We start from the raw sequence: 24,635 nt of genomic DNA on the forward strand, positions 1-24,635 counted from the left end.
CCATGGGGACGGAGCGCGAACACCTGCTACTGGGCGGCGCCGAAGAGGCCAAGCTGCTGCCCTTCGCGCGGGGGCGCGTGAGCACCCTGCGGGCAGCAGGGTTTCGCCACATCACGCAGCGCTACGAGCTGCTGGATATGCTGGTGAGCGTGACCATCGCTGGCGATGACGCATGGATCGAGATCCAGGGCGGGCGCTGGGACTATCTGGTTTGGCCGACGAGCCTGGACCATGGCCTGGGCGTGCACCAGAGGGATGGTCAGGAGATCTCTCCCTTGTGTGCCATGACTCTGAATGCCTCGGACAAAGGGCTACGCCGCAAGGAGAACGTGGACCTGCAGGCGGGGCCTCACGACTGGATCAGCGACGACCACAAGGATGTGCTGACCTATGACCACGGCAACGGCTTCCGGTATGCAATCACGGGAGCCCAGCATGCAGGCAGCGGCGCCAAGGCGGAGATCTTCCGCAACGGTGCACGCATCAAGGTGGCCCGTGAGCTGAGCGGTTGCGCCATCTTCAAGGCCTCTCTGCCCCAGGGCAGCACGGCGAAGTATTTGGTCCACGCTGCCTACGAGGCCGGGGCCAGCGGCACCATCGGGGATCAGCAGGTGTTGCTCTATCGTGTGGACCCCAAGATCAAGGACGACGACGGCCTAGCGCACACCGAAGAGTTCGCACGCTGGGAAGTGCCCGCCGACATGGAGCTGGCGATCACGCAGCCGTTCTTCTTTGACGGGATCGGCACTCACTGCATCACGATGCTGGAGACGCTGACACGCGAAGTCGTGGGCGGCGTGGAGGTGGTCAGTTTCGGGAAGCCTCGGTATGCGCTGCGTGGCACGCTGGCCCGTGACAGCAATGGTGATTTGGGTGCCCAGTTTGAATTGGGGCTGCTGGTCTCCACGCCCGATGAGCCCTTCACCAGCGTCAACGAGCAACGACACAACCCTGCCGATTCATCCTATTTTCCAGGGAGCTTGGCCAACGACTTCCACGATGCTGAGAACTACCCGATCGACGAATACAACACCTTCGCGCGGTCCAACAGCAGTTCTTCGGGGTACTCGCGCACCAGGACCACTGAGCGTGTCGTTCACATCCTGGGGCTGGATATGGCCCCTGATGGGACGGAACTGCTGGTTGAACGCGTCCGCTTTTCCGAATCGCTGAGCTATGCCGAGGAAGTGGAAAAGAGCCAATTCCAGTACACGCACTATTACAACGGCAGCGTGTTTCCGGTGGTGGAGCATTACACCGGTAGTGGATCTTTCAGCAACGTTTACAGCGCAGGCTCCACAAGCAAGACCACCGAGACCATCACGGTCAACGGGCAAGCGCTGATGTCGCTTGAACTCGCCAGCGACTTCAACGATGTGACTCGGACTCGGCAATGGGCGTATTCATATTCCCAGGCATACCCTGCACCGAATCCTCCACCTGCAACGGTGAGCACCACTGAGTCTTCGAACTCCAGCCGGCAGACGCTGAGCCTGCGAGACATCGATGGGCGCTGGGGTGCACTGGCGGCGGTGACGGCGCAGTACACGCAGCCCTTCAACGGGACCGACCTCGTGCCCTATTCGGTGAGGCTGCAGGCGCGGTGCCAGGGTTATTTGTTTGGACGCGACATTTTCACAGGGCACGTGAGGCTACCGCCACCGAACATGAGCACGGACACGATGCACTACCGCAGCGTCGCGGTGCGCCGGCCGGGTGAGTTCGTAATTTGCGCGTCGCCCGCGGGCGCAGTGCACCGTGAGCCGCCTCTTTCGACGTTCTATGACGACTTGGCCCTGACCGGGGCGCCTGACCGCGAACCTCTGATTGCCATGCAGCGCAAGGGCAAGGTCATCACTCCCGGTCCCGACAAATTCACGCTGGGCGAGGAGGCCGGTTTCCGGCTCGATCCCGTCCACCTTCTCTGAGCACAGCCATGGCCGAACTTGCCGGATACGCGTACCTCAGCCGCGAGGAGAACTATTACTCGCCACCAGGCGACCCAGAGACCTGGCAGGCGCAGGTGCACGTCTATGAGGTGTATGACGATGGCACCGCTGTCTATTCGGGGGTTGCTCTCTACAAGGCCTCCCTGCAGGATTATCTGGGTCTGCGCTTTGGATATCGCCCCGAGCCTGACATCAATAATCCCGCATACGAGGGCTACTACGACCTGGACCCACTGGCGCTCCGGCATATCAAGCAGCCGCCCGAGCGCGTGCGGCGCTTCTATTACAAGATCAACGAAACGGGCGCTTCGTTGCAGGCGGACCCAGACCGGTACGATCTTGGCGGGCTGATCCCGGACCCTGCTACCCAATACATGGTCTGGTGCCACTGGGAGGCACCGGATGAAGTGGGTGACTTTCCGCGGCCAGCGCGGGTGGCAGTCCTGTTGCCGCTGGTCCCTGGGCTCTGGCAGGGCATGGACATCACTGAGGACTGGCACCGTGCCGCTTTTGCGTCGGATTACGCAGAAGAGATCCTGAACGAGATCGAGCTCGTTTGCCCCACCCCGGTGCTGGAGATGGTGGCCACAGTCGAAGGGCTCGCGCGGTTCGACCTGATCGCACCGGTGGCCCGAGCCGAATTGCATGCTGGGGCTCGTGTCGAGCTGGTGGCGCCTGCCGCGCGCGTGGCGCTGACAGGATCTGACGCGGCGAACCGCTTAGAGCTGGTCGCCCCTGCGGCAACAGCGCTGTTGGTTGGCGGCACTCAGATCGCTCTCGTTGCGCCTTCCCCCGTCGTGAGCCTGCAGGCCACGGTCAGCGAACTCGCGCGTATTGAGCTGGTTTGCCCCGTGCCGCAGGTCCTGCTCGAAGCGACGGTGGAGGGCCTGGCGCAGATCGCGCTCATGGCGCCGGCGGCGCGCGTCGATTTCGTGGGAGGCGCCCGCATCGAGTTGCTGGCCCCGGCCGCCGTTGTGAGCCTGGAGGCCACCACCGAAGGGCTGGCGCAGATCCATCTCGTGTGCCCCATGCCCGTGGCAAAGCTGGAGGCTCATGGCGAGGCCACGGCCAGCTTTGACCTGATTGCGCCTGCGGCGATTGCCGGCGGCTGGGCTGACATCGTGCTCGTGGCGCCTGCCGCGCGCGCCTTCTTGGTGGCCACGGCCGAGGTGCCAGTGGTGCACGAGGCATATGCGATCAACCTGCGCACCAGCCTGGAGACCGGCGGCAACGAGGTAACGCGCTACACGGCTTTCCCGTTCATCCGGGTCGTGCGCTGGCGCGGGCGCTACGTGGCCATGGCCGCCAATGGCCTGTACTTCCTCGGTGGCGATACGGACGCCGGCCAGCCCATCGCGTGGCACCTGCACACCGGCACAACGGACTTCGGCAGCGCGCAGCGCAAGGCGTGGATCAGCTGCTACGTCGGCGGCCGCATGCCGCCCTGCAGTCGCTTCACCGTGGCCGTGGGCGAGAAGTGCCAGGAGCGCTACCCCTACGACACCCCGCGCGGCTCCAGCGCCCAGAACTACCGCCAGAAGTTCGGCAGGGGGCTGGACGCCCGGTACTACGCCCTGGAGCTATCGGGCCGGGGCGCGCTGACCATTGACGACCTCGAGGCCGAGGTCGTGAACAAGACACGGAGGATCTGACCATGGCATCTGTAGAAGAAATCATCGACGACCAGCGCGGCTTTGCGGCCGAAGTGCTGGCGGACTCGCGCCAGGCGCTGCAGGACGTGAGCAACATGATCACGGGCATCGGCTACCTGCAGCCTGACCCGCAGTTGGATCCCATCGATCAGCCGCTGGAGCCACCCGTGCTGCAGCAGGTACCGGAGTTTGCGGGGGTGGATTTCCAACTGCCCCAGGCGCCGGGCGCGGCGCCGCAGTTCCAAGATATCGGCCCCATCGACATCAGCGGACTGCCGGCGGCTACGGCGATGGTGCCCACCATCACGATGCCCTCCGCACCAGCGGCGCTGGCGGACTTCTCCATCTCTGCGCCCTCGATCAACACGAGCTATGAGTTCCCGGACCCGCCTGACCAGCTCATCAACCCACTGATCCCCGAGCCGCAGATCCAGGACCGGGCCGCACCTGACAAGCCCACCATCGTGCTGCCGGTGTTTGATTCTGCTGCGCCCGTGTTCGACGCCGAGGAGCCCACGGATCTGGCGGTGCAGCTGGAGACCACGCAGCGCGGGGCCAGCGCCGCGATGATGTCTGTGCTGGACGGCCAGCTGGACGCCATGCTGGCCAGGTACTGCCCGCGCTACCACTCCAGCATGGAGACCATGGAGCTGCGCCTGTCCCAGCTGATGGCCGGTGGTTCCGGTTTCAGCGGGGATGTCGAGCGCGCGGTGATGGAGCGGGCCAAGGATCGGAACCTCGGCGAGTACCGGCGCGCGCGCGATGCCGCTTGGGCCGACGCTGCAGACAGGGGTTACACGCTGCCACCGGGCGCGCTGCTGTCAGCGACTGCCAAGGCCCGCCAGGCCGCTGCCGACAACGTGGCCCGCGCCAACATCGAATTGGTAGTGAAGCAGGCCGAGATGGAGCAGGCCAACCTGCAGTTCGCCATCAGCACCTCGCTGAACCTGCGCCAGTCCGTGCTCGCAGCCATGCTCAGCTACCACGGTAACTTGGTGCAGATCAACGGGCAGGCGCTGGAGCACGCCAAGGCCGTGGTGGGCATGGCCGTGGAGGCCTACAACATCGCGGTCAAGGCCTTTGGCGCCAAGTTGGAGGCCTGGCGTGCGCAGGTCGCGCTGTACGAGGTGCGGCTTAGGGGCGCGATGGCGGCCATCGATCTGTACAAGGCCGAAGTCGATGCCCTGCAGGCGCTGACCCAGGTGGACATGGCCAAGGTCAACGTCTACCGTGCCCGCATGGAGTCGCTGCAGTCCCTGGCGAACGTCTACCGTGCGCGCATTGATGCCATCGTCAGCAGGGCCGGGCTGGAGAAGCTCAAGCTGGAACTGTTCCAGGCCCAGGTGCAGACCCGGGCCACCGAGGTCCAGTCCAAGGCTACCGAGTGGACCGGCTACCGCGCCGCGCTGGAGGGCCAGGAGCTGCAGGTGCGCGTGTACGATGCCCAGGTTCGGGCAGACGGCCAGGCCATCCAGACCTATCGTGCCGGCATCGACGCCAAGGTCGAGGTGGTGCGGGCCGCCGCGATCACCAACGATTCCCGGGCGCGTGTGCACGAGATGGCGCTGCGCGAGTACGGGCAGATCGTGGCCGCACGTGGCGAACTGGCGCGCACGCAGCTCGAAGGCGACCGCCAGAAGCTCATGGCCTACCAGGCCCAGACGTCCGCGGCCGTCAGCTACGCGCAGATGGCAGCCACCTTCTACCGCTCCAAGGCGGATGTGAACGTGAGCTACGCCGATGCGCGCATGCGTGCCCAGACCGTGCAGCAGTCCAGCATGCAGAGCATGCAGGCGGCCATCACGCAACTGGCCGCCGCCAACGCCAACACGCACAGCCAAGTCGCGGGCCAGGCCATGGCCGGCTTGAACTCCGTGGCCATCAAGAGCAGCGACGGCTGACCGCCCCCGGCTAGGGTTCGCCTCCAGCAGCCCTGCCGGGAACACTGCGGGGCATGACAACCCCGGCCTGCCTCGACTTCACCATCTACCAGGGCGCGACCTTCCGCACCGCCCTGGAGCGCTACAGCGTGGCCTACCCGGTGCGCGAGGAGTGCGACGTGCTGGTGAAGGCGTGCAGCGGCGATCCGGTGCCGGACGCCGACAAGGTGCCCGAGGACTACACCGGCTGCACGGCCCGCATGCAGCTGCGGCGCGAGATCGGTGACCCGGAGGTGCTGCTGGAGTTGAGCACTGCGAACGGCGGGATCGAACTGGACGGGGTCTGGCTGCGCCTGCTGATGACTGCAGAACAGACCGCCGCCTTTCTGTACGGCCCCGTTGCGCCCGGCTGGACTTCCTGCATCGGCCAGATCGAGGTCACGCGCCCCAGCGGTGACGTGGAGCGGCAGTACGAGCTGCGCTTCGCACTGTACCCGGAGAGCACCCGGTGACCACCGTCGTCTCTTCCGAATCCTCGGCCGCCGTCATCGAGCGGCAGACCTCGGTCGTGGTGACGCGCGAGGGCGGCAAGACCCATGTGGTGCAGCAGCCGGCGCCGCCCGCTGTCGTCGTGACGCGGGGCATTCCTGGCCCCCAGGGCCCCCAAGGCCCGCCCGGCGGCGGCGCTGGCGCGACCTACACCCACATCCAGAGCGCTGCAGCAGCCGTCTGGACCGTTGCCCACAACCTGGGCCGCTACCCCTCCATCACCGTCGTGGACAACCTCGGCGGCCAGCTCTACCCCGATGTCCGCTACGTGGACGCCGACATCGTCCAGATCACCCACAGCGTGCCGCTGACCGGCCGCGCCTATTGCAACTGAGGGCCCAGCCATGAAGATCACGAACAACCTCGACGCCTCGGGCAACCGGGTCATCAACCTGGCCGACGCGGTCAACCCGCAGGATGCTGTCACCAAGGCCCAGCTCGACGCGGCAGTGCAGGGCTACAAATGGAAGGAGCCGGCGCGTGCCGCCACCACGGCCAACATCACGCTGTCCGGCGCCCAGACCATTGACGGCGTGTCCATCGTGGCCGGCGACCGGGTGCTGGTGAAGAACCAGACCACGGGCTCTGCCAACGGCGTGTACTTGGCCGCCTCCGGCGCGTGGGCACGGGCCACAGACTTCGATGCCGCCAGCGAGGTGTTGGGCGCCGCGGTCTTTGTCTCCGAGGGCACGACGCAGGGCAACCAGGTCTGGCTGATGACCACGGACGCGCCGATCACCATCGGCACCACGGCGCTGACGTTCGCCCAGGTCGGTGGCGGTGCAAGCTACACGGCGGGACTGGGCATCAGCATCAGTGCCGGTGTCATCGCTGTTGATACCGGCGTGGTGGCGCGCAAGGCCTCGGCCACCGTGGGCGATGGCACGGCCACGACCATCACCGTGACCCACAGCCTCAACACCCAGGACGTGGTGGTCAGCGTGCGGGAGACCGCGACGAATGCCGGCGTGCTGTGTGACTGGGTCGCCAACGGGGTGAACACAGTGCAGCTGACTTTTGCTGTGGCGCCGACCACGGGCCAGTACCGGGCAACCATCACGGGCTGACCTCATGAAGCACGTCGGCACACGGGCGAATGCAAAGGATGTTGCGTCGCAGGACCAAATCCTCGGTGCAAGCCAGTCCTGGCAAGACGTGACAGCCAGCAGGACTACTGGCGTCACCTACACGAATACAACTTCAAAACCGATCCTGGTGAGCATTATCGGAACGTCGCGTGGGGAGGGCGCAACCGCGTGCTTAGCGATAAATCTTCGTGGAAATTGGGTGGCTGTGAGTTATGTCAATTACACCGGCTCCGGAAACGGGGTACAGGCAATTGTTCCGGCGGGAGATACGTATTTCTACTTTGCGGATGGGCACAACGTGACGAAGTACATGGAGTACCGCTGATGCTGCTTTTCAAGGACTCATCGGATCGGCTCTATGCCTTCGAGATTGATGCTGATCCGGAGCTGTATTCCGGATTGGTTGCTGTGGGCAGCGCTGAATTTGAACAGTTGCGGATTAAAGCGTTGGTGGGAATGAGGCCTGCAGCGCCAGGAACTGCCCTACCGCTTGAAGTGCCGCGCTGGGCTGGGCGGCTGGCGCTCAAGCGCCATGTGTTGGAGCAGGGCGCTCTGGTGCTGCTGGGCCCTGACCATGCTCGGCCGTTCGACAACCTGCTGGCGCGCGTGCTGATGTGGCGGGACGCTTTGCCCCCCGGCGAATTGCTGGACCGGGTAGACGCAGTACTCAACGATGCCAAAGACTGGCTGCGCTACAGCGAGACCGTGGCGGAGGTTGCTGCAGTGCTGGGCCTGACTGCAGAGCAGATAGACGTGCTGTTCGTCTGGGCAGCAGCGCAGCGCGCGTAGGCCCCCGTGTAGGGTTCGCCAGCGCGGCCCGGCCTCGGAATCATCGGGGCCATGAAGAAATACCTCGTATCCCTGCTCGCGCTGATGGGCATCCACCAGCATCTGAGCGCAGAGCAGCGGCAGGACCTGGCCAATGCTGCCGTACACGCCACGCCAGGTGCTGCTGCCACTGGGGTGTTCAAGGTTTGGGGGCTTCCGCTCAGCGAATGGCTGGTGGTGGCTTCGCTGGCGTTCATCGTGCTGCAGGCCGGCTATCTGATCTGGAAGTGGCGCCAGGACTACCAGCGCGCCCAGCAGCGACAGCGCCTCGCGCGCTTGGCAGGGCTGAAGCCGGAGCCCGAAACAGACTGGGGCGCGCCATGAGCACGGCCCGCATACCAGCGGCAGGCTTGGGCATTGGTGCCGCCATCCTCGCGGCCTGGATTGCCGCAGAAGGCTTCAGCGCAGATCCGATCATCCCGGTTCGCGGCGACGTGCCCACCATCGGCCACGGCGCCACGCGCTACGAGGACGGCACACGCGTGACCATGGCAGACCCGCCCATCACCCGCGAACGGGCGCGCGAACTGGCCATCAACCTGCTGGAGCAGCAGTACGGCGCCTGCGTGCGCGATTCGCTGGGCGACACGCGGGTGCATGCAGTCGAATTCGCCCAGGCCGTGGACTTCGCGGGCCAGTACGGCTGCGGGGCCTGGCGCGGCTCCTCGATGCTCGCCAGGACACGGGCCGGCGACTATGCCGGCGCCTGCAACGCTTACTTGGCCTACCGCTTCATGACCAGCGCTCAGCCCCTGCAGGCCTACAGCGCCTACCAGTGGGGCGCGGACGGCCGGCCGACGCGGTGGCGCTACGACTGCAGCACGCCCGGCAACAAGGTTTGCCGCGGCGTCTGGACCCGTCAACAGGCGCGGCACGCCGCATGCATGGAGGCCCAGTCATGAGCCCGATTTGGATCGCAATGTGGTGGTACTGGTGGAGGGGTGGGCGGTGACCGGGATCACACCGAAACTGCTCGCGGCCGCTGTCCTCGCGCTGCTGGTGAGCCTGCTTGGCAACGTGCTGCTGGCCAGGGCCTACCTGGGCCAGCGCGACGCCGCTTCAGCCGCGCGGGCCAGCGTGGGCGAGATGACCCAGCAGCGGGACGGCGCTCGCGACCTGGCCGCCGCCTGCAGCGATGCAGTCGATGACCTCCGCGAGCTGGCCGACCGGCGCAAGAAAGAGGGCGAGGTCGCGCGAGCCAGCGCCGCTGCCCAGGCGCGGACGCACGAGCAGCGCGCCGATGAGATCCTGGCCAAACCCCCAGCCGTGCCCGGCTATGCCTGCGCGAGCGCCCAGCACCGGGTGGACAACTGGCTGCAGGGGAGGGCGAAGCCGTGAAATTGACAAATTGCTCAATTCGTCAATTCGCGGTGCTAGCTTCCCTGCTGGCCCTGGCCGGCTGCCAAACCCCGCCGACGCGCGTCGAGTTGCAGCGCGTGAATGTGCCCGTGCCGGTGGCATGCGACGAGCCGGTGCCAGAGCGCCCGGTTATGCCCACCGAGCAGCTGCGCCCTGGCGCCACAGTAGACCAGTTCACCCAGGCCGCCCTGGCCGAGATCGAGCGGCGCGAGGCCTACGAGATCCAGCTGATGGCTGCGCTCATGGTGTGCACGCGGCCGATCGAGCAATAGACGCCTCTTTTAGTCAACGAACCACTGCATTGAAATATTGCTTACGGCTCTATTGACCACTGCCCCGTTGCTGTGATTGATGTTGGTTTCAACAAACTGCCCAGTCGTATTAACTGCATAGCTAGTGGAGCTTGGAGGCAAACCGACCACTCCGAAGTTGGAGCCTACTCGCACATCCATACCTAGATTGGTATTGCTTAGGCAAACAACTGCTTGAGACGCATCGGCCTTGACGCCGTGCTGAGTGCAGTACAGAGTCCACGTCTGCACATTCGGCGATATGAGTTGAACCTTCAAGCTGGAGCCATTATTAAGGGCGGTTCGCAGCGTCTGCAGCGACCCTGCCGTAGGGGTGCCGCTAGCGTCATGTGAGTAAACCAAATTCCATGCGTGAGAAGTCCCTGTAATAAGAGTTATTGCGGCGGCAGAAACGATATGTTTGAATTGCACTTTTTTTACTCCTTGTGAAAGAAGTCTCATCTTATTTTAGGAGCCAGTTGTTGATTGCTTAAATAGGATGGATTAATGCATGCAATTTGACTTCTTTTACTGAAATTCCTTGTATTGTTGTGTTATTAGAAGTAACAGATAACGGGATGTCGATTCAGATTCCCATCACTGGCCTTGTTCCTTCGACGTCGGTGCTACTCGGCTTGCCTCATCGCCGCGGCGCGCGCTGCTTCTGCCGCCTCTCGGGCCTCTTTCTCGGCCTGGATGACGCGTTGCTGCGGCGTCATTGATGCGCCGTCGTAGCCGCCTGTAGCGCGCTCACCGATCTGTATGTGGGAAATCCGAGACGCTCCGTAGAATAGGGCTGCAGCGATGATCAGTAGCACGATGAATCTCATGCAGCCATTGTGCCTCCGCCCGTCATTCTTTGACGGTCTTGGACGTACACGTAACTTTCGAGAAGCACTACATACCCTTCAGTGGCTGCTTACGCGCCAAGCGCCAAGGTTGGCCGACCATCGCCGGACCGCAACTGTAAATCGGAGTATGCAAATGGCTAAACCACGATATGACGATTCTCAGCTCAAAGATCTGTTGCTGCAGATGATGGAAACGGAACTGGGAGGTGAGCAGGTGTATAGAACTGCTCTGACCTGTGCCCTGAACGATGACCTTAAAAAGGAATGGGAAGAGTATCTCGAAGAGACGCTCAGCCACCAGAACGTGGTGCGCACTACATGTGAACTGTTGGGGGTCAATCCGGACGAAGCTTCGCCTTCCCGTGATGTCGTGAAGCACATAGGATCATCGCTGGTGAAGGCGATGGAATTGGCTCTCAGAGGTGGTAGTGCAGCCGCTGCGCAACTCGTGGCGTGCGAGTGCGTGGTCCACGCCGAGACCAAGGACCACGCCAACTGGGAGCTCCTGGGCAAGGTCGCCGAGGTGGCTACAGGCGAAACGGGCAAGGCCCTCAAGGAGGCTCACGCTCGAGTGGAAAAGGATGAAGATCATCACCTGTATCACACCAAGGGTTGGTGCCGCGAGTTGTGGATCCAGAGCTTGGGTATGCCAGCAGTCCTGCCTCCCCCTGAAGAGGTCAAGCAGGTTGAAACTGCCATCGGCGCATCTCGAGCGGAGCAGCAACGCGAATCCATGCTGTGATGCCTAGGCCGAGGTGGTTAGAACCCACGCAAGTGCCTCACAGCGCGGAGGTGCTGTTGTTGGTGGATGTCATCAACCCGCTTCAATTTCCCAATGCCGGGCCTTTGCTGCAGGAAGCGGTACAGGCAGCCCGGCGCATTGTCCGGCTCAAGGCCAGGCTTCGTGAAAAGGGCGTGGCTACGATCTACGCCAACGACAACTACGGTACTTGGCACAGCGAGTTCAGCGACATTCTTGCCGCCTGCCAGGGGTTGGCTGGCGAGCGTGGCGAGATCGCTCGGCTGCTTGCGCCCGATGCGGATGATCTGGTGATTCTCAAGCCCCAACATTCGGCCTTTCATTCCACGCCGCTGCTGCATCTGCTGGGCAGAATGCATGCGCGCAGGCTGGTCATCGTGGGGTTTGCTGCGGACATGTGCGTCATGCTCACGGCTACGGATGCACGCATGTCAGGCTATGAGGTCTGGGTGCCCAGCGATTGCACGGCGGCCGAGACGCCTGCGCGGCGGCAGCAGGCATTGCGGCAGTTGAGGCAGGCCTTCAAGTGTTCAGTGCGCGCTTCGGCGCGTAGCCCCTGGGCGGGGCGGAATTGAAGGGGCGTTGGTATGTGGAACCTGGACATCCATCCGTTTGAGTTGTCCGTACGTGCGCTGGCGGTCTATGTCCTGCTGCTGCTGATGATGCGCATGACGGGGCGGCGTACGGTGGGCCAGTTCACACCTTTCGATCTGCTGGTTGTGATGCTGGTTAGCGAGGCAGCGGGGCCTTCCATGACAGGGTCTGATCAGTCCCTTCCTGGCGGGCTGCTGGTGTGCGTGATCCTCATTGCGTTGAATACGGCCGTGGGTTTCGTGACGGCACGCTGGCGCGGGGCGGAAAAGCTACTGGAGGGCGAGGCGGTGCTGCTGGGGCGGGATGGAACGATCTTCGAGGGTGCGCGCAAAAGCCACCGGGTATCGCGCAACGATATCGAGAAGGCGCTGCGCGAGGCAGACTGCGAGGAATCAGAAATCCGCTGTATGTTCCTGGAGGCCGACGGATCCATTAGCGTGCAGAAAAAGCAGTAGTCGAACCTGTCAATCCTCTGGGCAGCGCTCCATGGCCCAGTCCAGTGCCGCCTCTGCATCGGCGTGCGGCCCGTCGAAGGCAAGAATGCCGCGCGCATCGTCCCAGAACGACCCAGACCAGCGTCGCGCCGCTGGGAAGGGGCGCCGGCCGTAGTCCACCACGACCGCATACCAGCCAGGCGCCGTGGGCGCGCCGCCCCAGATGAGCGAGTCCATTTGGCTCAGCCAGCGGGCTGCTCCAGTTGCACCGCTCCCTTGCCGACCCAATGCCAGAAGCGGTGGCGCCCGTGGCCATACATCTGCAGCTCGAATGTGATACACACGCGCCCAGCAAGTAGGGTGTCGACTTCACTGGTGACGTACTGCAGCTGCCCACGTCCTGGAACAGGCAGCAGGCGCTGTGCCGCCGACATTTCTTCTCCACGCACCTTGGCGATTACGCCGCGCTCAATGGGGTTTTGCATGGTGGCTCTCAGAAGGGGGCGTTTGACTGGTGCACGGACACGGGGCCAACACCGCTGTAGACCATGTCGCCGTCCGAGTCGTAGACAAGAAACCAGTCGGGATGCAGCTGTTCGATGAAATAGTCCTCCGGCTTGCCCGGCATGACTTTGACTTCGGGTGTGCCGAACCAGCGCGGCATCGTGAGCAACGTGGGGAATTCCTCGTATGTGAGCAACATGGTGGCCCTCCTGGGTGGGGTCAGTAGTCGAACTCGCAGGACCATTCCTGCGCGTGCCATGCTCTGTCGCAGCGTTCCAGTCCGCTGAACTTCATCTTTCCCGCACATGCATAGATCAGCTTGGGCTCGAACAACTGGTTGTTGGCGCTGTCTCCAAGGATGCGCAGCACAGGGATCGTCCGGCGCTGATCAGGCACTGCGTAGTGCTTCAGGTCCAGCTCACCCTTGATGTACTGCAGCGGGCCACGGTGATAGCTGCGTGCGCCCGCCTCGCGGAGGATGGTTACTTTGACTTTCATGGCTGTATAAATATACAGTTATCTGGCAGAGCGAGAAAAGTTAGCATCCACTTATGTGCAATCGATATAACACCCCGCGTGAGATCGAAGTTGAGCGCATGTGGCGGGTCGGCCGACAGGCGCCACTGCCATGGTGGAAGCCGCACGTCACACCACTGGCCCAGGGGCCGTACATCAAGCCCGGTGGCGAGATTGAGATAGGGCAGTGGGGCATGATCCCGCGCAGCTCGAAGACGCGGCGGCCAATGACTGCAGACGGCAAGCCCATGTCCACCAACAACGCCCGGCGCGAGACCGTAGCAAAGTCCTGGACCTATGCACCTGCCTGGCGCGCGGGCCAGCGCTGCCTGATTCCGGTGGAGAGCTGGGTGGAGCCCTATTGGGGGCTGGGCTCGCGCAACGTGTGGTGGTCGTTCCGGCGCGCGGACGGGCAGCCGGCGGCCCTGGCCGGGCTGTACAGCGAATGGACCGATCCAGAAACAGGCGAGCTCGTCCCGAACTACACGATGATCACGCAGCCTGCAGACGGCCACCCAGTGCTCGCGCTGATGCACCGGCCGGGAAAAGAGAAGAGGGGAGTGGTGCTGCTGGAGCCCGGCGACTGGGATGCCTGGCTGCACGGCACGGCCGCGCAGGCCGACGCGCTGATCAAGCTGCCGCCGCTGGGAGCGTTGCTGAGCGGGGCAGAGAAGCCTGAGGAAGAGGGCCTGCTTCCTGCCGAGCAGCTGCTCGCTCTAAAAGCTGGGGAATAAGCAGAAGCAGAACCCGCCCCCCGCTGAATGCGGTGTAGGTTCTTGTGTAGCTTTTGGAGAATATTCTGAGAATCAGAGGGAGAAGGCTTCTTCAAGAATGATGATGTTCATTGCCTGTGAATCTGTCATAAGCCTTTGATTTATCTCCGGTTTGCCGCGCAAGATGTAGTCGGCAAACACTTTAATCTGTTGTTGCGCTCTGTCTTCGGCATCGTCGGCACTTGCCTGAGCTGGGCTGCTTGAAGGTTCTATGAGGCTCGCGCAGCCAAGGCCCTGAAGCCCGGCGAACACATTGTCGTTCAAGCTTGTGCCTACCTGAGGCTGGAGGCTTCGGTCAGTACCAAATCTTGGACCTGTCGTTACAGAAGCCTCGCAGATGCAAAGGCTCAAGCCGGCGAAGTGCGGCCGTTGGCCCACCATGCCAGCCGCACAGGCTGCTTCCGTATGGCAAGCTGCATCTTGCTCCGCTCGCCCCGTGGCTTATCCAACGAACGCAGGCTGGCAGGACAAGGTCGGCTCCGCGCAACCGTATCAGTGGCTTACACACTGGAACGTATTGGCGACGACGATGTTGAGAAGGCTTGGTGGATGGCCGCCTGTTGGCAAGGTCGGTGAAGACCGGGTTGGCGGCGGTCTGAAGAGGCTGTGTGGCATTGGGAGAATGCCTGAATATGTTCCCCCGCTGGTGAGTGGCGCGAGAGGAGTCATGATTGCGCTTGATATCTGGCAGTTCCTTGCTTGGTTCTCATGGAGAAACTGGTTGCTGAATGGAGTGGGGTACTCGCGGTGTCCCAATCACCTTCGGCGGCTCCTGCATCAGGGGCGTATTTGAGCCGCATGCAGCATTGACACCCGTGATCGCCGCATTGGTCCGCATCCGTTTTTCGTCTTGGGAAATGGTGCGAATGCTGGAGACGAATTCCAGCTCCTTGCGCGCCTGCTTGCACTGAAGGGACGCGCCGAGCTGCTCGGGCGCAGGAGCAGTTGTCTGGCGGGCTTGCTGCTCGATGACACGCTGCTGGCTCTCGATCTGGCGCTGCTGCATTTCGTTCATCTGGCGCTGATACTTTTGTTCATTCGCCTGTGCTGCATCAGCCCGTTCACGGGAGATCTCATCGTCCGATTTTTTGCGCTGTATCAGAGCTCCAGCGTCAGTGCTGCTGCAAGGACTGTCTGAGAAAGTCGACTTTCCAGAAGCATCCTTGCATTGAAAGACCTGGGCTGCGGCAGGCAATGCGAAAAGTGCGGTAAAGATTGCTGTGGTCAAGAGTCGCATATGCATATCGATGAATTGATGGGCCTGATCGGAATCGAATTACAGACGAAGAATAGTCCTTTGACCCGCATGCCCGGCAACTTTCGTCTTGGTTCGAATGGCTAGTTTCACTCGGCGTCCCGCAGGGCAGCGCGGCGGGCTGCTTCAGCGGTCTCCTGAGCCTCCTTCTCGGCTTGCCTGAAACGTTCTTGTACCGGAGTCGATGTGCCGTCATGGCCGCCCGCGGCGCGCTCACCGATGTGAATGTTGGAAAGCCTTGCTGTGCCGTACAGCAAGGCCGCTGCAATGATCAGGAGCACGATGAATTTCATCGTTGCATTGTGCCGTTGGTCATTTGGAGGGTACAGCCAGCGTCTGCAACGCCATCTCACACCTCTGCCGCTTGCCAGGTCCAGAGTAAACTCGCCCCCGCAGCCAGCACTCGCTGCACGATGGGAATGGAGCTTCCCGAAACCGCCCTGCGAAGGGCTGATGGCTCCTGCCTTGGTGGGATGGGTCCTGCCGGTGGCGGGGCCATGTCTTGATCCTGCCCGGCACGCCCGTCCCGGTTATTCGATGAAAGGACGGTCATGGGGTTCTACGGTTTCATTCTGGTGTTCGTTGGAGGCGGCCTGGGGTCTGCGCTCCGGCATGGCACAAACTTGCTCGCGCTGCGGCTGGTGGGCAGTGCGTATCCACTGGGTACATTGGCGATCAATGTGCTGGGTGCCTTCGTGATGGGGGTGGTGGTGGAGTGGTTTGCGCTCAAGACGTCGCTGCCGCAGAGTGCGCGGCTGTTCATCACCACGGGCATTCTGGGTGGCTTCACCACGTTTTCGACGTACGCGCTGGAGGTCGGCATGCTGTATGAGCGTGGCGACTGGCTGGCCTCCGTGCTGTATGCGCTGGGCTCGCTGGTGTTGGGCGTGGCTGCGCTGTTTGCGGGGTTGGGGCTGGTGCGCATGGTGGCCCATTGAGACACCGTGATTGCGCTATGCTGTGTGCCATGGCCCGCCTGAACGCAACGCAGATTATTCGCACCATCCATTGGATGGTGGGTTAGCCAGCGGCCTTCAGCGCCATGCAACCCGCCCAGAGGAGGCGGGTTTTTTCATTCCGTCTCCGGGGTTTTCTCAAGCCTTTCAGGAGATGGATATGCAGGTTTCCGAACAGTCCCGGCCCCGTTGCGCAGAATATGCCGATGCCCCTGCCGCCAACGCGCGGCTTGCCACGCTGCACATGGTCTGCGGCAAGATCGGCTCGGGCAAGTCAACGCTGGCGCGGCAATTGGCGGCCGGGCCCGGAACGGTGTTGGTCAGCGAGGATTCCTGGCTGGCCGGCCTGTACCCCGGCGAGATGCAGTCGGTGGCCGATTACGTGCGTTGCAGCACGCGGCTCAAGGGGTTGATGGGGGCGCATGTACAGGCGCTGCTGGACGCTGGCGTGTCGGTGGTGCTGGATTTTCCGGCCAATACCCTGGAGGGGAGGGGGTGGGCGCGCAGCGTGTTCGAGAAAGTGGGCGCCTCGCACCGCCTGCATTTTCTGGATGTGCCTGACGAGGTCTGCAAGCGGCGCTTGCGTGTGCGCAATGCGGCAGGCGAGCATCCATTTCAGGCCAGCGATGAGCAATTCGATCTGATCACGAGCTACTTTGTCGCGCCCTCCGACGAGGAGGGCTTCGACGTGGTGCGTCACCCGTACGCGCCTGTCTGAAGTGCCGGCCTGGAAAAGAGACTTCGCCACGGCCCCATCCCATCATCTCAGCTTGATCGCGCTTGCACCTCCACCCAATAGCGGGTGCGGGTTCGCAGTTGCAGAGGAAAGCGGCTGACGAGCGCGGCCAGGGCGCGATCCGTGTCATCCACGGGAAAGGCGCCCGAGACAGGCATCCCGGCGACCTCGGCCGAGCAGCCCAGGTAGCCGGGCCGGTAGCGGGCAAGGGCGTCAATCAGCTGGCCCAACGGCATGTCCAGCGCGACCAGGCCGCCTTCATGCCAGCTGGCTGCAAAGGGGTCTGCGGACGTGGGCGGCTGGGTGGCGCTGGACGAGAAGGCGGCCTGCTGTCCGGCCTGCAATTGCGCGGAGGGCGCATCGCTGTCCAGAGGCTGCAGGCGCACGGCCTTTTCCTGCACGGTGACGTGGCACAGGCCATCGTCCGCAAGATGGACCGTGAAGCGCGTGCCCAGGGCCAGTACGTGGCCTTGCGGGGTCTGCACGCTGAAGGGGCGGCCCAGTGCGTCGGGCTCGGTGGCGACGAGGATGCGACCACGGTGCAGGCGCAGCAGGCGCTGGCGGTCGTCGAAAACGGTGTCCAAGGCGGTTGCCGTATCCAGGGCCACCAGGGAGCCGTCGGGTAGCTTTAGATCCCGGCGCTCGCCCGTGGCTGTGCGCTGCCCGGCCTGCCAGCTTTCCAGTGGTGCGCCTTTCCAGGCCATCCAGGCCGTGGCGCCGCTGCCCAGGCCCAGAGCCACGCCGCGCACTACGGAGCGGCGGGTGGGCGAGGCGCGACGGCCCAGCGCCTGGCGCGCCAGGGGGGCGGGCAGATGCGACAGTTGCGCGGTGACGGATTGCACGCGCAGCCAGGCGCGCTGGTGGGCGGGATCGGCCTCATGCCATTTTTGCCAGTCCTGTTGCAGGCCTGCTGTGGCAGAGGCGCCGCGCAGTTTCACGTGCCAGGCGGCGGCCTCATGCAGGGCGCGGCGGTCGTTGCCTTCCAGATGTCTCTCGCCCATGTGGCTATGCCAGGACCAGGCAGCAATGCTCCATCGCCCGGGTCAGGTAGTTGCTGACGGTGCGCAGCGATACACCCAGGCGCTGGGCGATCTCTGGGTAGCTCAGTTCCTCGAACTGGGCCAGCACGAAGGCTTCGCGAACCTTGGGGGGAAGACCCTGGAGCATGCGGTCCACATCCAGCAGGGTCTGCTGGACGATGGCCTGCTCTTCGGGCGAAGGCGCCAGCGATTGCGGCAACTGGGCCAGATAGTCCAGATAGGACTGCTCCAGCGTGCGGCGGCGAAACAGGTCGGCGACCAGGCCCCGGGCGATGGTGGCCAGGTAGCGCCTGGGTTCGCGGATGTCCTGCTGCGGCAGGGGCGAGCGCAGCAGACGCACAAAGGTGTCCTGGGCCAGGTCGGCGGCATCGTCACGGTTTCCCAGGCGTTTGCGCAGCAGGCTTTCCAGCCAGGGATGGTGGTTCTGGTAGAGGCTGTGCACGGAGAAGGCTGGGGCGGAGGAGGCGGGCGCAGTGGCAATCGCTGCTGCAAAAGATAATAAGAATGATTATCAATTATCTTTCAGGCCGGCGCCCCTCCCGCAAAGAGGGCGTCCACTTGTTGCATGTGCGCTACAGGGCAGTGGTGGCCGCCAGCCTGCACCAGCTTTGCGCAGGCCGATTCCTCGTGCGGCACGCGGTCCGCGCCGCCCAGGTTTGTGTCGTGCAAGGTGTGTCGCACACCTTGCATCGGGCCTCAGTTGGCTGCCGGTCCGCCATGCGCCTCCATGCGCTCCAGCGCAGCGCAGACATCCGCCATGCGCCCGGAAATGAACAGGCATTCCGGCTGTTCCTGCGGCGACCGCTGGATGATGCGCAGGCCTGAAGGCTGCTCAGGTGCGGATTGCAGGGCGGGCTGCGTCGGCAGCAAGGGCAGGATCAGCTGGGCATCTCCATGGTCTGCAGCGCGTGCGGCCTTGCCGCGGCGCTGCTGGCTGCGCCGGCGTGCCTTGCTGAAAGAGATCACGTTGGCGGGCTCGGGTGCTGCAGCAGGTAATGGCTGGCACGCAGGGGCTTGTGCAAGTGGCATGGCCGACTCCATGGCGGTCGCAGTCAGGCGGATGCCATGTGCCAGGCGCAGGAAGGAAAAAGAAGACAGTGTTGGCAGAGCGAATCCCATGTGACGACTCCTGTTGGCGTGTTTCAAAGAGGCATGGACACAGGCAGGATTGCGGTTTGCGGGCAAAGCTCCGCCCAGGGCGAAGCTCCAAGGCTTCGCGCCTACCACCTGGGCGGTGCGTGAAATGGGGTGAGGCGGCCGAAGAAGGGCCGCCAGTCCGGCTTACATGGACATGCTGTTGCGGATCAGCCCCACGGCCAGGCCTTCAATGGCAAAGGCCTCTTCGGGGGCGACGCGGATCACCGGGTAATCGGGGTTTTCCGGCAGAAGTTCCACGCCCTGCGTGGTGCGGCGCAGGCGCTTGACGGTGACTTCATCACCCAGGCGCGCCACGACGATCTGGCCGTTGCGGGCTTCGTGTGCGGACTGCACGGCCAGCAGGTCACCGTCCATGATGCCCGCGTCGCGCATGGACATGCCGCGCACGCGCAGCAGATAGTCGGGGCGCGTCTGGAACAGGCTGGGCTCGACGGAATAGGTTTGGTCGATGTGTTCCTGCGCGAGAATGGGCGAGCCCGCCGCAACGCGGCCCACCAGGGGCAGCATCAGCGGCGCCAGGGCCGACAGCGGCAGTCCGAAGCTGGTGCCGCGCGCGGCATTGATGTTGCGCACGGTGTCGGTACGCAGGCGAATGCCGCGCGAGGTGCCGCTGACCAGTTCGATCACACCTTTGCGGGCCAGGGCCTGCAGGTGTTCCTCGGCAGCGTTGGCGGACTTGAAGCCCAGCGTGTTGGCGATTTCCGCGCGGGTGGGAGGCGCGCCCGTGCGGGAGATGGCGGCCTGGATCAGGTCCAGGATCTGTTGCTGGCGGGCGGTGAGCTTGGGATGGTCGAGCATGGCGTGCGTCCGGTCCTTGAGGGCAGATGGCAGGCTGGGAGGCCATCTGATGATTTATACAGTATCTGTATTTTTAACCAGTTTTCCAAGAGGTGCAAGTGGGGCAGTCAAAGTTGGTGATTCTGGGCACGGGCGGGACCATCGCCGGCCGGGCGGATTCGCAGTCGCAGGGCGTGGGGTACAAGGCCGGGCAGATCACGGTGCAATCGCTGCTGGAGGCTGTGCCGGACCTGGAGCAGCAGGCGCTGGGACCCGTGCAGACGCAGCAGATCGCGCAGGTGGACAGCAAGGATATGGACTGGCCCGTGTGGCGCGCGTTGCTGCGCGCCTGCACGCAGGCACTGGAGGATTCGGACACACGCGCCGTGGTGATCACGCATGGAACGGACACGCTGGAAGAGACGGCCTGGCTGCTGCACAGCCTGCTGCCGGCCACCAAGCCCATTGTGTTGACCTGCGCCATGCGCCCGGCCACGGCTCTGTTGGCTGACGGACCGCAGAATCTGCGCGATGCCGTGACCGTGGCTGCCAGCGGCGGGCGCAGCGGCGTATGGGTGGTGGCAGGCGGCGAGGTGCATGCGGCAGCCCAGGTGCAGAAGGTCCATCCCTACCGGCTGCAGGCAATGCGCTCCGTGGAAGGCGGGCCGCAGGCGTTGGTGGAGGAAGGGCGTGTGCGCTGGCTGGTGCCCGATGCGCCGTCCTCCCCCGCCGCGCCGTCCACGGGGGCCATGGTGCCTGCGGCCATGTCATCTGATCTGCTGGCGCTGGATGAGCTGCCCTGGGTCGAGGTGGTGTTCAGCGGCGCCTTGGCGCGTGCCAGCGGCGTGGATGCGCTGGTGGCGGCAGGCGTGCGTGGCATCGTCGTGGCTGGCACGGGCAATGCGACGGTTCACGAAAGCATGGAAGCGGCCTTGCAGTGTGCCCGCGACAGGGGTGTCTGGATCTGGCGAGGCACGCGCTGTGCCGAAGGCCTGCCCGTGGCCTCCGGCCTTGGGACCAACCCGGCAGAGGCCGATCTGGCGCATCTGCCCGTGGCAAAGGCTCGGATTGCGATGATGCTGGCGCTGGCAGCGCAGCCGCGCGATTGAGCCGGGCGATGACGCCGGCATTTCTTCAGTTGCTGGCGGTCAACAAAAAAGCACCCGGCGGGTGCTTTTTTCGTTGCGGCACATGGCCTGCATCACTCAGCCAGTGCAGCCAGTGCGCGTTGGGTGATGTCCTCGACCGAGCCCAGGCCGCTGATGGCGCGGTACTTGGGTGCCGCTGCGGCTTCCTTTTCGGCCCATGCGCGGTAGTAGTCCACCAGGGGGCGGGTCTGGCTGCTGTAGACGTCCAGGCGCTTCTTGACGGTTTCTTCCTTGTCGTCTTCGCGCTGCACCAGCGGCTCGCCGGTCACGTCGTCCTGGCCTTCGACCTTGGGCGGGTTGAACTTGACGTGGTAGGTGCGGCCCGAGGCGGGGTGGGAACGGCGGCCGCTCATGCGCTCGATGATGGCGTCGAAGGGCACGTCGATCTCCAGCACGTAGTCCAGCTTCACGCCGGCGGCCTTCATGGCGTCTGCCTGGGGAATGGTGCGGGGAAATCCATCAAACAGGAAGCCGTTGGCGCAATCGGCCTGGGCGATGCGTTCCTTGACCAGATTGATGATCAGGTCGTCGCTGACCAGTTGGCCGGCGTCCATCACGGCCTTGGCCTGCTGGCCCAGGGGCGTTCCGGCCTTGACGGCGGCACGCAGCATGTCACCGGTGGAAATCTGGGGGATGCCGTACTTCTGGCAGATGAAAGCGGCTTGCGTGCCTTTGCCGGCGCCGGGTGCGCCCAACAAAATCAGTTTCATGGAAGTCCTTGAGGAGAGTAGAAATTCTTGTCTGCCGGATCGGCCCACCGGGGCGGACAGTCCATGCGTCATATTTTTGTCGCGGGCAAGGATAGCACGCACAGGGCTAACACTGGCTTACACGCAGAGGGCAAAACTGTCGCCTGTGCAATCTCCAAAAACTGCGTTTTGCTGTCCGACAAAACCGCATGTGCAGTTGTGTTGTGAATGGCGATGCCGGGCATCGCCATTGGCGCATCTGTATTGGCGTATGCGGGATCGGATTCAGGCGGACAACCGGGCGCGCACCCGTTCCAGGTCTTCGGGGGTGTCCACGCCGGGGCCTGGTGCATGGGGCGTCAGGTGGACGGCGATGCGGTGGCCGTGCCACAGCGCGCGCAACTGTTCCAGCGCCTCCAGCACCTCGGTAGGGGCGGGAGAAAGCTGCGGGAAGCTGCGCAGGAAGCCGGCACGGTAGCTGTAGATGCCGATGTGGCGCAGTGGTGCGAAGCCGGGGTGGCCCGGAGCTGCAGATGCCGTCTCCCACCATGCCTGGCCTGCATGTTCACGCGCAAAGGGGATGGGGGCGCGGCTGAAATAGTGGGCCATGCCCTGGGCATCGCAGACGACCTTGACCACGTTCGGATTGGTGAAGTCGGCCAGGCTGTCGATGGCATGTGCCGCCGTGCCCATGCTGGCCGAGGGCTGCTGCGGCAGCAGGGCGGCCACGGCATCGATGAGGTCGGGAGCGATCAACGGTTCGTCGCCCTGGACGTTGACGACGATGTCGTCGCCATCCAGGCCCAGCAGTTCGCAGGCCTCGGCCAGGCGGTCGCTGCCGCTGGCGTGGTCGCTGCGGGTGAGCACGGCCGCAACGCCGTGCGCGGCGCAGGCGGCGACGATGCTTTCGTCATCGGCCGCGACCACGCAGCGCGTGGCGCTGCTGAGGCCGGCACGCTGTGCCACGCGCACGACCATGGGAAGGCCTGCAATGTCTGCGAGGGGCTTGCCTGGCAGGCGGCTGGAGGCAAGGCGGGCAGGAATCATAACCGTGAAGGGCGCGGTGGGCATGGTGCGTTGCGGAGAAGGTCGAAAGTGCGGGCGCGGGCGTTGTCGGAAATCGGGCCTTGCGGCGCGATCAGTCCTCGAGCTCGTCGTCGTCCAGCGTGCGGGCTTCGGCCTCCAGCAGCACCGGAATGCCGTCGCGCACGGGGTAGGCCAGGCGCGCGCTGCGCGAGACCAGTTCCTGGTGCTCGCGGTCAAAGCGCAGCGGGCCCTTGGTGACGGGGCAGACCAGCAGTTCGAGAAGTTTGGCGTCCATGGCGGATCCTGTGTTTTGGAGGGGGAGGGCGGGCCGTGGCGGCCAGCCAAGACGGTGATGATAGTCAGGCGCGTGGCCTGCGCAGCGCCTGCAGCCGCTGATCCAGCAGCGCCCAGAAATCTGGCGGCAGCTGCAATTGCAGCGCAACGGACCAGGCCTGGGGGTGGGTGCGCCACAGCTTGACCGCATCCTTTTCGGTGCAGACCAGCGGGTCTTCATTGCGTCCCAGGCGCTGGAAGCTCTCAAAATTATAGTGATCCGGCAGCGCCTGGGCATGCTCCAGCGCCAGGCCCTGTTCAGTGGCCAGCATGGAGAAAAAGGCCTCGGGCCGGGCCACGGCGGCCACGGCCTCCACGGGCCGTCCGCGCAGGGCCGCCAGGGCAATGCGCTCACCGTGCGCATTGACGCCTTCAGCGGCCAGTTGGCGCTGCATGGCAAAGGCGGGCGCATCCGTTGGCGGGCAGGCGCCCGCGTGCAGCACGGCGGTGACGGGGCGCGGCCAGGGTTCGCGCAGCGGGCCTGCCGGCAGCAGCCAGCCATTGCCGATGCCGTCGTCATTGAAGACGCACAGCTCGATGTCGCGGGACAGGGCCAGGTGCTGCAGGCCGTCGTCGCTGATGACCACATCCACCTGGGGATGGCGGGCGCGCAGGGCCTGGACGGCCTCGATGCGCTTGCGGGCCACGAAGACCGGCACGCCGCTGGCACGCGCCAGCAGCGCGGGCTCGTCACCCACGTCGGCGGGGGCGCTGTCGGGATGGGCTTCTCGGCAATCATCCGTGCTGCGGCCATAGCCGCGCGAGACGATGCCGGGGCTCCAGCCGCCGTCCCGCAGATGGCGGGCCAGGGCGAGCGTGACGGGGGTCTTTCCGGCGCCGCCCGCAATCACGTTGCCGACGACGATGACCGGAATGCCGGCCTGGCCTGCACGCCTGAAACCCAGTGCATAGGGCAGCCGATGCAGGCCCAGCAAGCCGCGGTACAGCAGGGACAGGGGAAGGAGCGCGCAGGCCAGCGGGCCGCGGTGGCGCCAGGCCGCGCGAAGCCCCCGTGCTGCGGGGGCGGGGCCATTCCCGGGCATGGAGGCCTTGCCCTCAGCGCCCGGCGCTGGCCGAGGTCTGCGTGGCAAAGGTGATCTGGGACAGTCCGGCGCGGCGCGAGGCCTCCATCACCGACACCACGGACTGGTGCGGCGCGGTGGCGTCGGCGCTGATGATGACCACGCTGTCCTTGCCGGCAACTGCCGCTGCGGCCAGTGCCTGGGTCAGGCCGGTGACACTGCGGTCTTCCACGGCGGTCTTGTTGATGGCGTAGCGGCCGTCGGCAGCGATGGCGACGATGATTTCGCGGGGCCGGTCGCGCTGCTGCTCGACATCGGCCACGGGAAGGGTCAGCTGCAGCTCGGTGAACTTGCTGTAGGTGGTGGACAGCATCAGAAAGATCAGCACCACCAGCAGCACATCGATGAACGGGATCAGGTTGATCTCGGGCTCGTCACGGCGGCGGGGACGGAAGTTCATGGCAGGTC

The 24,635-nt window shown here is 64.4% G+C and carries 36 protein-coding genes and 1 riboswitch; of the genes, 19 read left to right on the forward strand and 17 right to left on the reverse strand.

The window, feature by feature from the left end; translation table 11 throughout:
- Positions 1 to 2 precede the first annotated feature (2 nt).
- The 15 genes from BW39_RS08500 (at position 3) to BW39_RS08570 (ending at position 12,255) form a co-directional block, all read left to right on the forward strand.
- Positions 3 to 1,928: a hypothetical protein gene (locus BW39_RS08500; protein ID WP_043821058.1), complete on the forward strand. Its 1,926-nt coding sequence runs from the start codon at positions 3 to 5 to the stop codon at positions 1,926 to 1,928.
- A gap of 8 nt (positions 1,929 to 1,936) precedes the next feature.
- Positions 1,937 to 3,601, forward strand: coding sequence for a hypothetical protein (locus BW39_RS31510; protein ID WP_043821061.1), 1,665 nt, complete (start codon positions 1,937 to 1,939; stop codon positions 3,599 to 3,601).
- 2 nt (positions 3,602 to 3,603) lie between these two features.
- Positions 3,604 to 5,502, forward strand: a complete 1,899-nt coding sequence (locus tag BW39_RS08510) for a hypothetical protein (RefSeq protein WP_043821062.1) — start codon at positions 3,604 to 3,606, stop codon at positions 5,500 to 5,502.
- Between the two features lie 53 nt (positions 5,503 to 5,555).
- Entirely contained in the window at positions 5,556 to 5,993 is a 438-nt protein-coding gene (locus BW39_RS08515; RefSeq protein ID WP_043821065.1) for a hypothetical protein, read from the forward strand.
- Positions 5,990 to 6,364: a hypothetical protein gene (locus BW39_RS31915; protein ID WP_152547205.1), complete on the forward strand. Its 375-nt coding sequence runs from the start codon at positions 5,990 to 5,992 to the stop codon at positions 6,362 to 6,364. The genes BW39_RS08515 and BW39_RS31915 overlap by 4 nt, the downstream gene beginning before the upstream one ends.
- A gap of 10 nt (positions 6,365 to 6,374) precedes the next feature.
- Positions 6,375 to 7,097, forward strand: coding sequence for a head decoration protein (locus BW39_RS08525; protein ID WP_043821066.1), 723 nt, complete (start codon positions 6,375 to 6,377; stop codon positions 7,095 to 7,097).
- A 4-nt stretch (positions 7,098 to 7,101) separates the two neighbouring features.
- Complete coding sequence (locus BW39_RS30920) at positions 7,102 to 7,443, forward strand: hypothetical protein (protein WP_152547206.1); 342 nt, start codon at positions 7,102 to 7,104, stop codon at positions 7,441 to 7,443.
- Entirely contained in the window at positions 7,443 to 7,907 is a 465-nt protein-coding gene (locus BW39_RS08530; protein ID WP_235264174.1) for a hypothetical protein, read from the forward strand. The genes BW39_RS30920 and BW39_RS08530 overlap by 1 nt, the downstream gene beginning before the upstream one ends.
- 51 nt (positions 7,908 to 7,958) lie before the next feature.
- Positions 7,959 to 8,270, forward strand: a complete 312-nt coding sequence (locus tag BW39_RS08535; RefSeq protein WP_043821068.1) for a hypothetical protein — start codon at positions 7,959 to 7,961, stop codon at positions 8,268 to 8,270.
- Positions 8,267 to 8,848 carry a glycoside hydrolase family protein gene (locus BW39_RS08540; protein ID WP_043821070.1) on the forward strand — a complete coding sequence of 194 codons (582 nt, stop codon included), beginning with the start codon at positions 8,267 to 8,269 and terminating at the stop codon, positions 8,846 to 8,848. The genes BW39_RS08535 and BW39_RS08540 overlap by 4 nt, the downstream gene beginning before the upstream one ends.
- A gap of 7 nt (positions 8,849 to 8,855) precedes the next feature.
- Positions 8,856 to 9,284 (forward strand): hypothetical protein, encoded by a 429-nt coding sequence (locus BW39_RS08545; RefSeq protein WP_235264175.1) that lies wholly within the window; start codon positions 8,856 to 8,858, stop codon positions 9,282 to 9,284.
- A gap of 32 nt (positions 9,285 to 9,316) precedes the next feature.
- On the forward strand, positions 9,317 to 9,577 hold the full coding sequence (locus BW39_RS08550) for a hypothetical protein (RefSeq protein WP_235264176.1): 261 nt from the start codon (positions 9,317 to 9,319) through the stop codon (positions 9,575 to 9,577).
- 1,002 nt (positions 9,578 to 10,579) lie between these two features.
- Positions 10,580 to 11,188, forward strand: coding sequence for a hypothetical protein (locus BW39_RS08560; protein WP_013802137.1), 609 nt, complete (start codon positions 10,580 to 10,582; stop codon positions 11,186 to 11,188).
- Positions 11,188 to 11,781 carry an isochorismatase family cysteine hydrolase gene (locus tag BW39_RS08565; RefSeq protein ID WP_043821072.1) on the forward strand — a complete coding sequence of 198 codons (594 nt, stop codon included), beginning with the start codon at positions 11,188 to 11,190 and terminating at the stop codon, positions 11,779 to 11,781. Before BW39_RS08560 ends, BW39_RS08565 begins: the two co-directional genes overlap by 1 nt.
- A gap of 12 nt (positions 11,782 to 11,793) precedes the next feature.
- Complete coding sequence (locus BW39_RS08570) at positions 11,794 to 12,255, forward strand: DUF421 domain-containing protein (protein WP_013802139.1); 462 nt, start codon at positions 11,794 to 11,796, stop codon at positions 12,253 to 12,255.
- A 9-nt stretch (positions 12,256 to 12,264) separates the two neighbouring features.
- Here BW39_RS08570 and BW39_RS08575 read toward each other — a convergent pair whose 3' ends face one another.
- Genes BW39_RS08575 through BW39_RS08590 form a run of 4 tightly spaced genes read right to left on the reverse strand, consistent with a single transcriptional unit; the run spans position 12,265 to position 13,236 of the window.
- Positions 12,265 to 12,471: a hypothetical protein gene (locus BW39_RS08575; protein ID WP_043821074.1), complete on the reverse strand. Its 207-nt coding sequence runs from the start codon at positions 12,469 to 12,471 to the stop codon at positions 12,265 to 12,267.
- 5 nt (positions 12,472 to 12,476) lie between these two features.
- Complete coding sequence (locus tag BW39_RS08580; protein ID WP_043821076.1) at positions 12,477 to 12,719, reverse strand: hypothetical protein; 243 nt, start codon at positions 12,717 to 12,719, stop codon at positions 12,477 to 12,479.
- 8 nt (positions 12,720 to 12,727) lie between these two features.
- Positions 12,728 to 12,937, reverse strand: coding sequence for a hypothetical protein (locus BW39_RS08585; protein WP_017406858.1), 210 nt, complete (start codon positions 12,935 to 12,937; stop codon positions 12,728 to 12,730).
- Positions 12,938 to 12,957: 20 nt separating this feature from the next.
- A complete protein-coding gene (locus BW39_RS08590; protein WP_043821078.1) occupies positions 12,958 to 13,236 on the reverse strand; it encodes a hypothetical protein in 279 nt (92 codons plus the stop codon).
- A 53-nt stretch (positions 13,237 to 13,289) separates the two neighbouring features.
- Between BW39_RS08590 and BW39_RS08595 the strand changes: the two genes are divergently transcribed.
- Positions 13,290 to 13,988 (forward strand): SOS response-associated peptidase, encoded by a 699-nt coding sequence (locus BW39_RS08595; protein ID WP_043821080.1) that lies wholly within the window; start codon positions 13,290 to 13,292, stop codon positions 13,986 to 13,988.
- Positions 13,989 to 14,060: 72 nt separating this feature from the next.
- On the opposite strand, the gene BW39_RS30925 is transcribed toward BW39_RS08595, so the two are convergent.
- The 3 genes from BW39_RS30925 to BW39_RS08605 all read right to left on the reverse strand — a co-directional run bounded on the left by BW39_RS30925 (position 14,061) and on the right by BW39_RS08605 (position 15,575).
- Entirely contained in the window at positions 14,061 to 14,291 is a 231-nt protein-coding gene (locus tag BW39_RS30925; protein ID WP_152547207.1) for a hypothetical protein, read from the reverse strand.
- A gap of 442 nt (positions 14,292 to 14,733) precedes the next feature.
- Positions 14,734 to 15,264: a DUF4124 domain-containing protein gene (locus BW39_RS30210; protein ID WP_081816163.1), complete on the reverse strand. Its 531-nt coding sequence runs from the start codon at positions 15,262 to 15,264 to the stop codon at positions 14,734 to 14,736.
- A 107-nt stretch (positions 15,265 to 15,371) separates the two neighbouring features.
- Positions 15,372 to 15,575 (reverse strand): hypothetical protein, encoded by a 204-nt coding sequence (locus BW39_RS08605; protein WP_043821082.1) that lies wholly within the window; start codon positions 15,573 to 15,575, stop codon positions 15,372 to 15,374.
- Between the two features lie 113 nt (positions 15,576 to 15,688).
- Positions 15,689 to 15,752: riboswitch (Fluoride riboswitch) on the forward strand.
- An 81-nt stretch (positions 15,753 to 15,833) separates the two neighbouring features.
- Between BW39_RS08605 and crcB the strand changes: the two genes are divergently transcribed.
- Together crcB and BW39_RS08615 are read left to right on the forward strand one after the other, a co-directional pair.
- Positions 15,834 to 16,220: a fluoride efflux transporter CrcB gene (gene crcB, locus BW39_RS08610; RefSeq protein ID WP_034393102.1), complete on the forward strand. Its 387-nt coding sequence runs from the start codon at positions 15,834 to 15,836 to the stop codon at positions 16,218 to 16,220.
- A gap of 178 nt (positions 16,221 to 16,398) precedes the next feature.
- Positions 16,399 to 16,956, forward strand: coding sequence for an AAA family ATPase (locus BW39_RS08615; protein ID WP_043821171.1), 558 nt, complete (start codon positions 16,399 to 16,401; stop codon positions 16,954 to 16,956).
- A gap of 47 nt (positions 16,957 to 17,003) precedes the next feature.
- Here BW39_RS08615 and BW39_RS08620 read toward each other — a convergent pair whose 3' ends face one another.
- From BW39_RS08620 to lexA, 5 genes are all read right to left on the reverse strand, one after another.
- Entirely contained in the window at positions 17,004 to 17,975 is a 972-nt protein-coding gene (locus BW39_RS08620) for a FecR domain-containing protein (RefSeq protein WP_043821084.1), read from the reverse strand.
- Between the two features lie 4 nt (positions 17,976 to 17,979).
- Positions 17,980 to 18,456: a sigma-70 family RNA polymerase sigma factor gene (locus BW39_RS08625; protein ID WP_043781909.1), complete on the reverse strand. Its 477-nt coding sequence runs from the start codon at positions 18,454 to 18,456 to the stop codon at positions 17,980 to 17,982.
- Between the two features lie 80 nt (positions 18,457 to 18,536).
- Positions 18,537 to 18,683 (reverse strand): hypothetical protein, encoded by a 147-nt coding sequence (locus tag BW39_RS31515; protein WP_161786979.1) that lies wholly within the window; start codon positions 18,681 to 18,683, stop codon positions 18,537 to 18,539.
- 27 nt (positions 18,684 to 18,710) lie between these two features.
- Complete coding sequence (locus BW39_RS08630; RefSeq protein WP_043821086.1) at positions 18,711 to 19,133, reverse strand: hypothetical protein; 423 nt, start codon at positions 19,131 to 19,133, stop codon at positions 18,711 to 18,713.
- Positions 19,134 to 19,295: 162 nt separating this feature from the next.
- Positions 19,296 to 19,970 carry a transcriptional repressor LexA gene (gene lexA / locus BW39_RS08635; protein ID WP_012205399.1) on the reverse strand — a complete coding sequence of 225 codons (675 nt, stop codon included), beginning with the start codon at positions 19,968 to 19,970 and terminating at the stop codon, positions 19,296 to 19,298.
- A 98-nt stretch (positions 19,971 to 20,068) separates the two neighbouring features.
- On the opposite strand from lexA, the gene BW39_RS08640 reads away from it, so the two are divergent.
- The gene (locus tag BW39_RS08640) at positions 20,069 to 21,058 is read left to right on the forward strand and encodes an asparaginase (RefSeq protein WP_043821172.1); all 990 of its coding nucleotides are present in this window, start codon (positions 20,069 to 20,071) and stop codon (positions 21,056 to 21,058) included.
- Positions 21,059 to 21,150: 92 nt separating this feature from the next.
- Here the strand turns inward: BW39_RS08640 and adk are convergent, their stop codons facing one another.
- The 5 genes from adk to BW39_RS08665 form a co-directional block, all read right to left on the reverse strand.
- Complete coding sequence (gene adk, locus BW39_RS08645; protein WP_012205401.1) at positions 21,151 to 21,807, reverse strand: adenylate kinase; 657 nt, start codon at positions 21,805 to 21,807, stop codon at positions 21,151 to 21,153.
- A 264-nt stretch (positions 21,808 to 22,071) separates the two neighbouring features.
- A complete protein-coding gene (gene kdsB, locus BW39_RS08650) occupies positions 22,072 to 22,857 on the reverse strand; it encodes a 3-deoxy-manno-octulosonate cytidylyltransferase (protein ID WP_043821088.1) in 786 nt (261 codons plus the stop codon).
- 67 nt (positions 22,858 to 22,924) lie between these two features.
- Entirely contained in the window at positions 22,925 to 23,107 is a 183-nt protein-coding gene (locus tag BW39_RS08655) for a Trm112 family protein (RefSeq protein WP_012205403.1), read from the reverse strand.
- Between the two features lie 64 nt (positions 23,108 to 23,171).
- Entirely contained in the window at positions 23,172 to 24,188 is a 1,017-nt protein-coding gene (gene lpxK, locus BW39_RS08660; protein ID WP_043821091.1) for a tetraacyldisaccharide 4'-kinase, read from the reverse strand.
- Positions 24,189 to 24,201: 13 nt separating this feature from the next.
- Positions 24,202 to 24,627 (reverse strand): ExbD/TolR family protein, encoded by a 426-nt coding sequence (locus BW39_RS08665; protein ID WP_012205405.1) that lies wholly within the window; start codon positions 24,625 to 24,627, stop codon positions 24,202 to 24,204.
- Positions 24,628 to 24,635 lie beyond the last annotated feature (8 nt).

The organism is Delftia sp. RIT313 (assembly GCF_000632165.1).
Classification (GTDB): Bacteria; Pseudomonadota; Gammaproteobacteria; order Burkholderiales; family Burkholderiaceae_C; genus Comamonas; species Comamonas acidovorans.

Bases quoted from the DNA above. Each gene is read 5' to 3' on its own strand.
- BW39_RS08500 (WP_043821058.1), top strand. From the start codon at position 3: ATGGGGACGGAGCGCGAACACCTGCTACTGGGCGGCGCCGAAGAGGCC.
- BW39_RS31510 (WP_043821061.1), top strand. From the start codon at position 1,937: ATGGCCGAACTTGCCGGATACGCGTACCTCAGCCGCGAGGAGAACTAT.
- BW39_RS08510 (WP_043821062.1), top strand. From the start codon at position 3,604: ATGGCATCTGTAGAAGAAATCATCGACGACCAGCGCGGCTTTGCGGCC.
- BW39_RS08515 (WP_043821065.1), top strand. From the start codon at position 5,556: ATGACAACCCCGGCCTGCCTCGACTTCACCATCTACCAGGGCGCGACC.
- BW39_RS08525 (WP_043821066.1), top strand. From the start codon at position 6,375: ATGAAGATCACGAACAACCTCGACGCCTCGGGCAACCGGGTCATCAAC.
- BW39_RS30920 (WP_152547206.1), top strand. From the start codon at position 7,102: ATGAAGCACGTCGGCACACGGGCGAATGCAAAGGATGTTGCGTCGCAG.
- BW39_RS08530 (WP_235264174.1), top strand. From the start codon at position 7,443: ATGCTGCTTTTCAAGGACTCATCGGATCGGCTCTATGCCTTCGAGATT.
- BW39_RS08535 (WP_043821068.1), top strand. From the start codon at position 7,959: ATGAAGAAATACCTCGTATCCCTGCTCGCGCTGATGGGCATCCACCAG.
- BW39_RS08540 (WP_043821070.1), top strand. From the start codon at position 8,267: ATGAGCACGGCCCGCATACCAGCGGCAGGCTTGGGCATTGGTGCCGCC.
- BW39_RS08560 (WP_013802137.1), top strand. From the start codon at position 10,580: ATGGCTAAACCACGATATGACGATTCTCAGCTCAAAGATCTGTTGCTG.
- BW39_RS08565 (WP_043821072.1), top strand. From the start codon at position 11,188: ATGCCTAGGCCGAGGTGGTTAGAACCCACGCAAGTGCCTCACAGCGCG.
- BW39_RS08570 (WP_013802139.1), top strand. From the start codon at position 11,794: ATGTGGAACCTGGACATCCATCCGTTTGAGTTGTCCGTACGTGCGCTG.
- BW39_RS08575 (WP_043821074.1), bottom strand. From the start codon at position 12,471: ATGGACTCGCTCATCTGGGGCGGCGCGCCCACGGCGCCTGGCTGGTAT.
- BW39_RS08580 (WP_043821076.1), bottom strand. From the start codon at position 12,719: ATGCAAAACCCCATTGAGCGCGGCGTAATCGCCAAGGTGCGTGGAGAA.
- BW39_RS08585 (WP_017406858.1), bottom strand. From the start codon at position 12,937: ATGTTGCTCACATACGAGGAATTCCCCACGTTGCTCACGATGCCGCGC.
- BW39_RS08590 (WP_043821078.1), bottom strand. From the start codon at position 13,236: ATGAAAGTCAAAGTAACCATCCTCCGCGAGGCGGGCGCACGCAGCTAT.
- BW39_RS08595 (WP_043821080.1), top strand. From the start codon at position 13,290: ATGTGCAATCGATATAACACCCCGCGTGAGATCGAAGTTGAGCGCATG.
- BW39_RS30210 (WP_081816163.1), bottom strand. From the start codon at position 15,264: ATGCGACTCTTGACCACAGCAATCTTTACCGCACTTTTCGCATTGCCT.
- BW39_RS08605 (WP_043821082.1), bottom strand. From the start codon at position 15,575: ATGAAATTCATCGTGCTCCTGATCATTGCAGCGGCCTTGCTGTACGGC.
- crcB (WP_034393102.1), top strand. From the start codon at position 15,834: ATGGGGTTCTACGGTTTCATTCTGGTGTTCGTTGGAGGCGGCCTGGGG.
- BW39_RS08615 (WP_043821171.1), top strand. From the start codon at position 16,399: ATGCAGGTTTCCGAACAGTCCCGGCCCCGTTGCGCAGAATATGCCGAT.
- BW39_RS08620 (WP_043821084.1), bottom strand. From the start codon at position 17,975: ATGGGCGAGAGACATCTGGAAGGCAACGACCGCCGCGCCCTGCATGAG.
- BW39_RS08630 (WP_043821086.1), bottom strand. From the start codon at position 19,133: ATGGGATTCGCTCTGCCAACACTGTCTTCTTTTTCCTTCCTGCGCCTG.
- lexA (WP_012205399.1), bottom strand. From the start codon at position 19,970: ATGCTCGACCATCCCAAGCTCACCGCCCGCCAGCAACAGATCCTGGAC.
- adk (WP_012205401.1), bottom strand. From the start codon at position 21,807: ATGAAACTGATTTTGTTGGGCGCACCCGGCGCCGGCAAAGGCACGCAA.
- kdsB (WP_043821088.1), bottom strand. From the start codon at position 22,857: ATGCCCACCGCGCCCTTCACGGTTATGATTCCTGCCCGCCTTGCCTCC.
- BW39_RS08655 (WP_012205403.1), bottom strand. From the start codon at position 23,107: ATGGACGCCAAACTTCTCGAACTGCTGGTCTGCCCCGTCACCAAGGGC.
- lpxK (WP_043821091.1), bottom strand. From the start codon at position 24,188: ATGCCCGGGAATGGCCCCGCCCCCGCAGCACGGGGGCTTCGCGCGGCC.
- BW39_RS08665 (WP_012205405.1), bottom strand. From the start codon at position 24,627: ATGAACTTCCGTCCCCGCCGCCGTGACGAGCCCGAGATCAACCTGATC.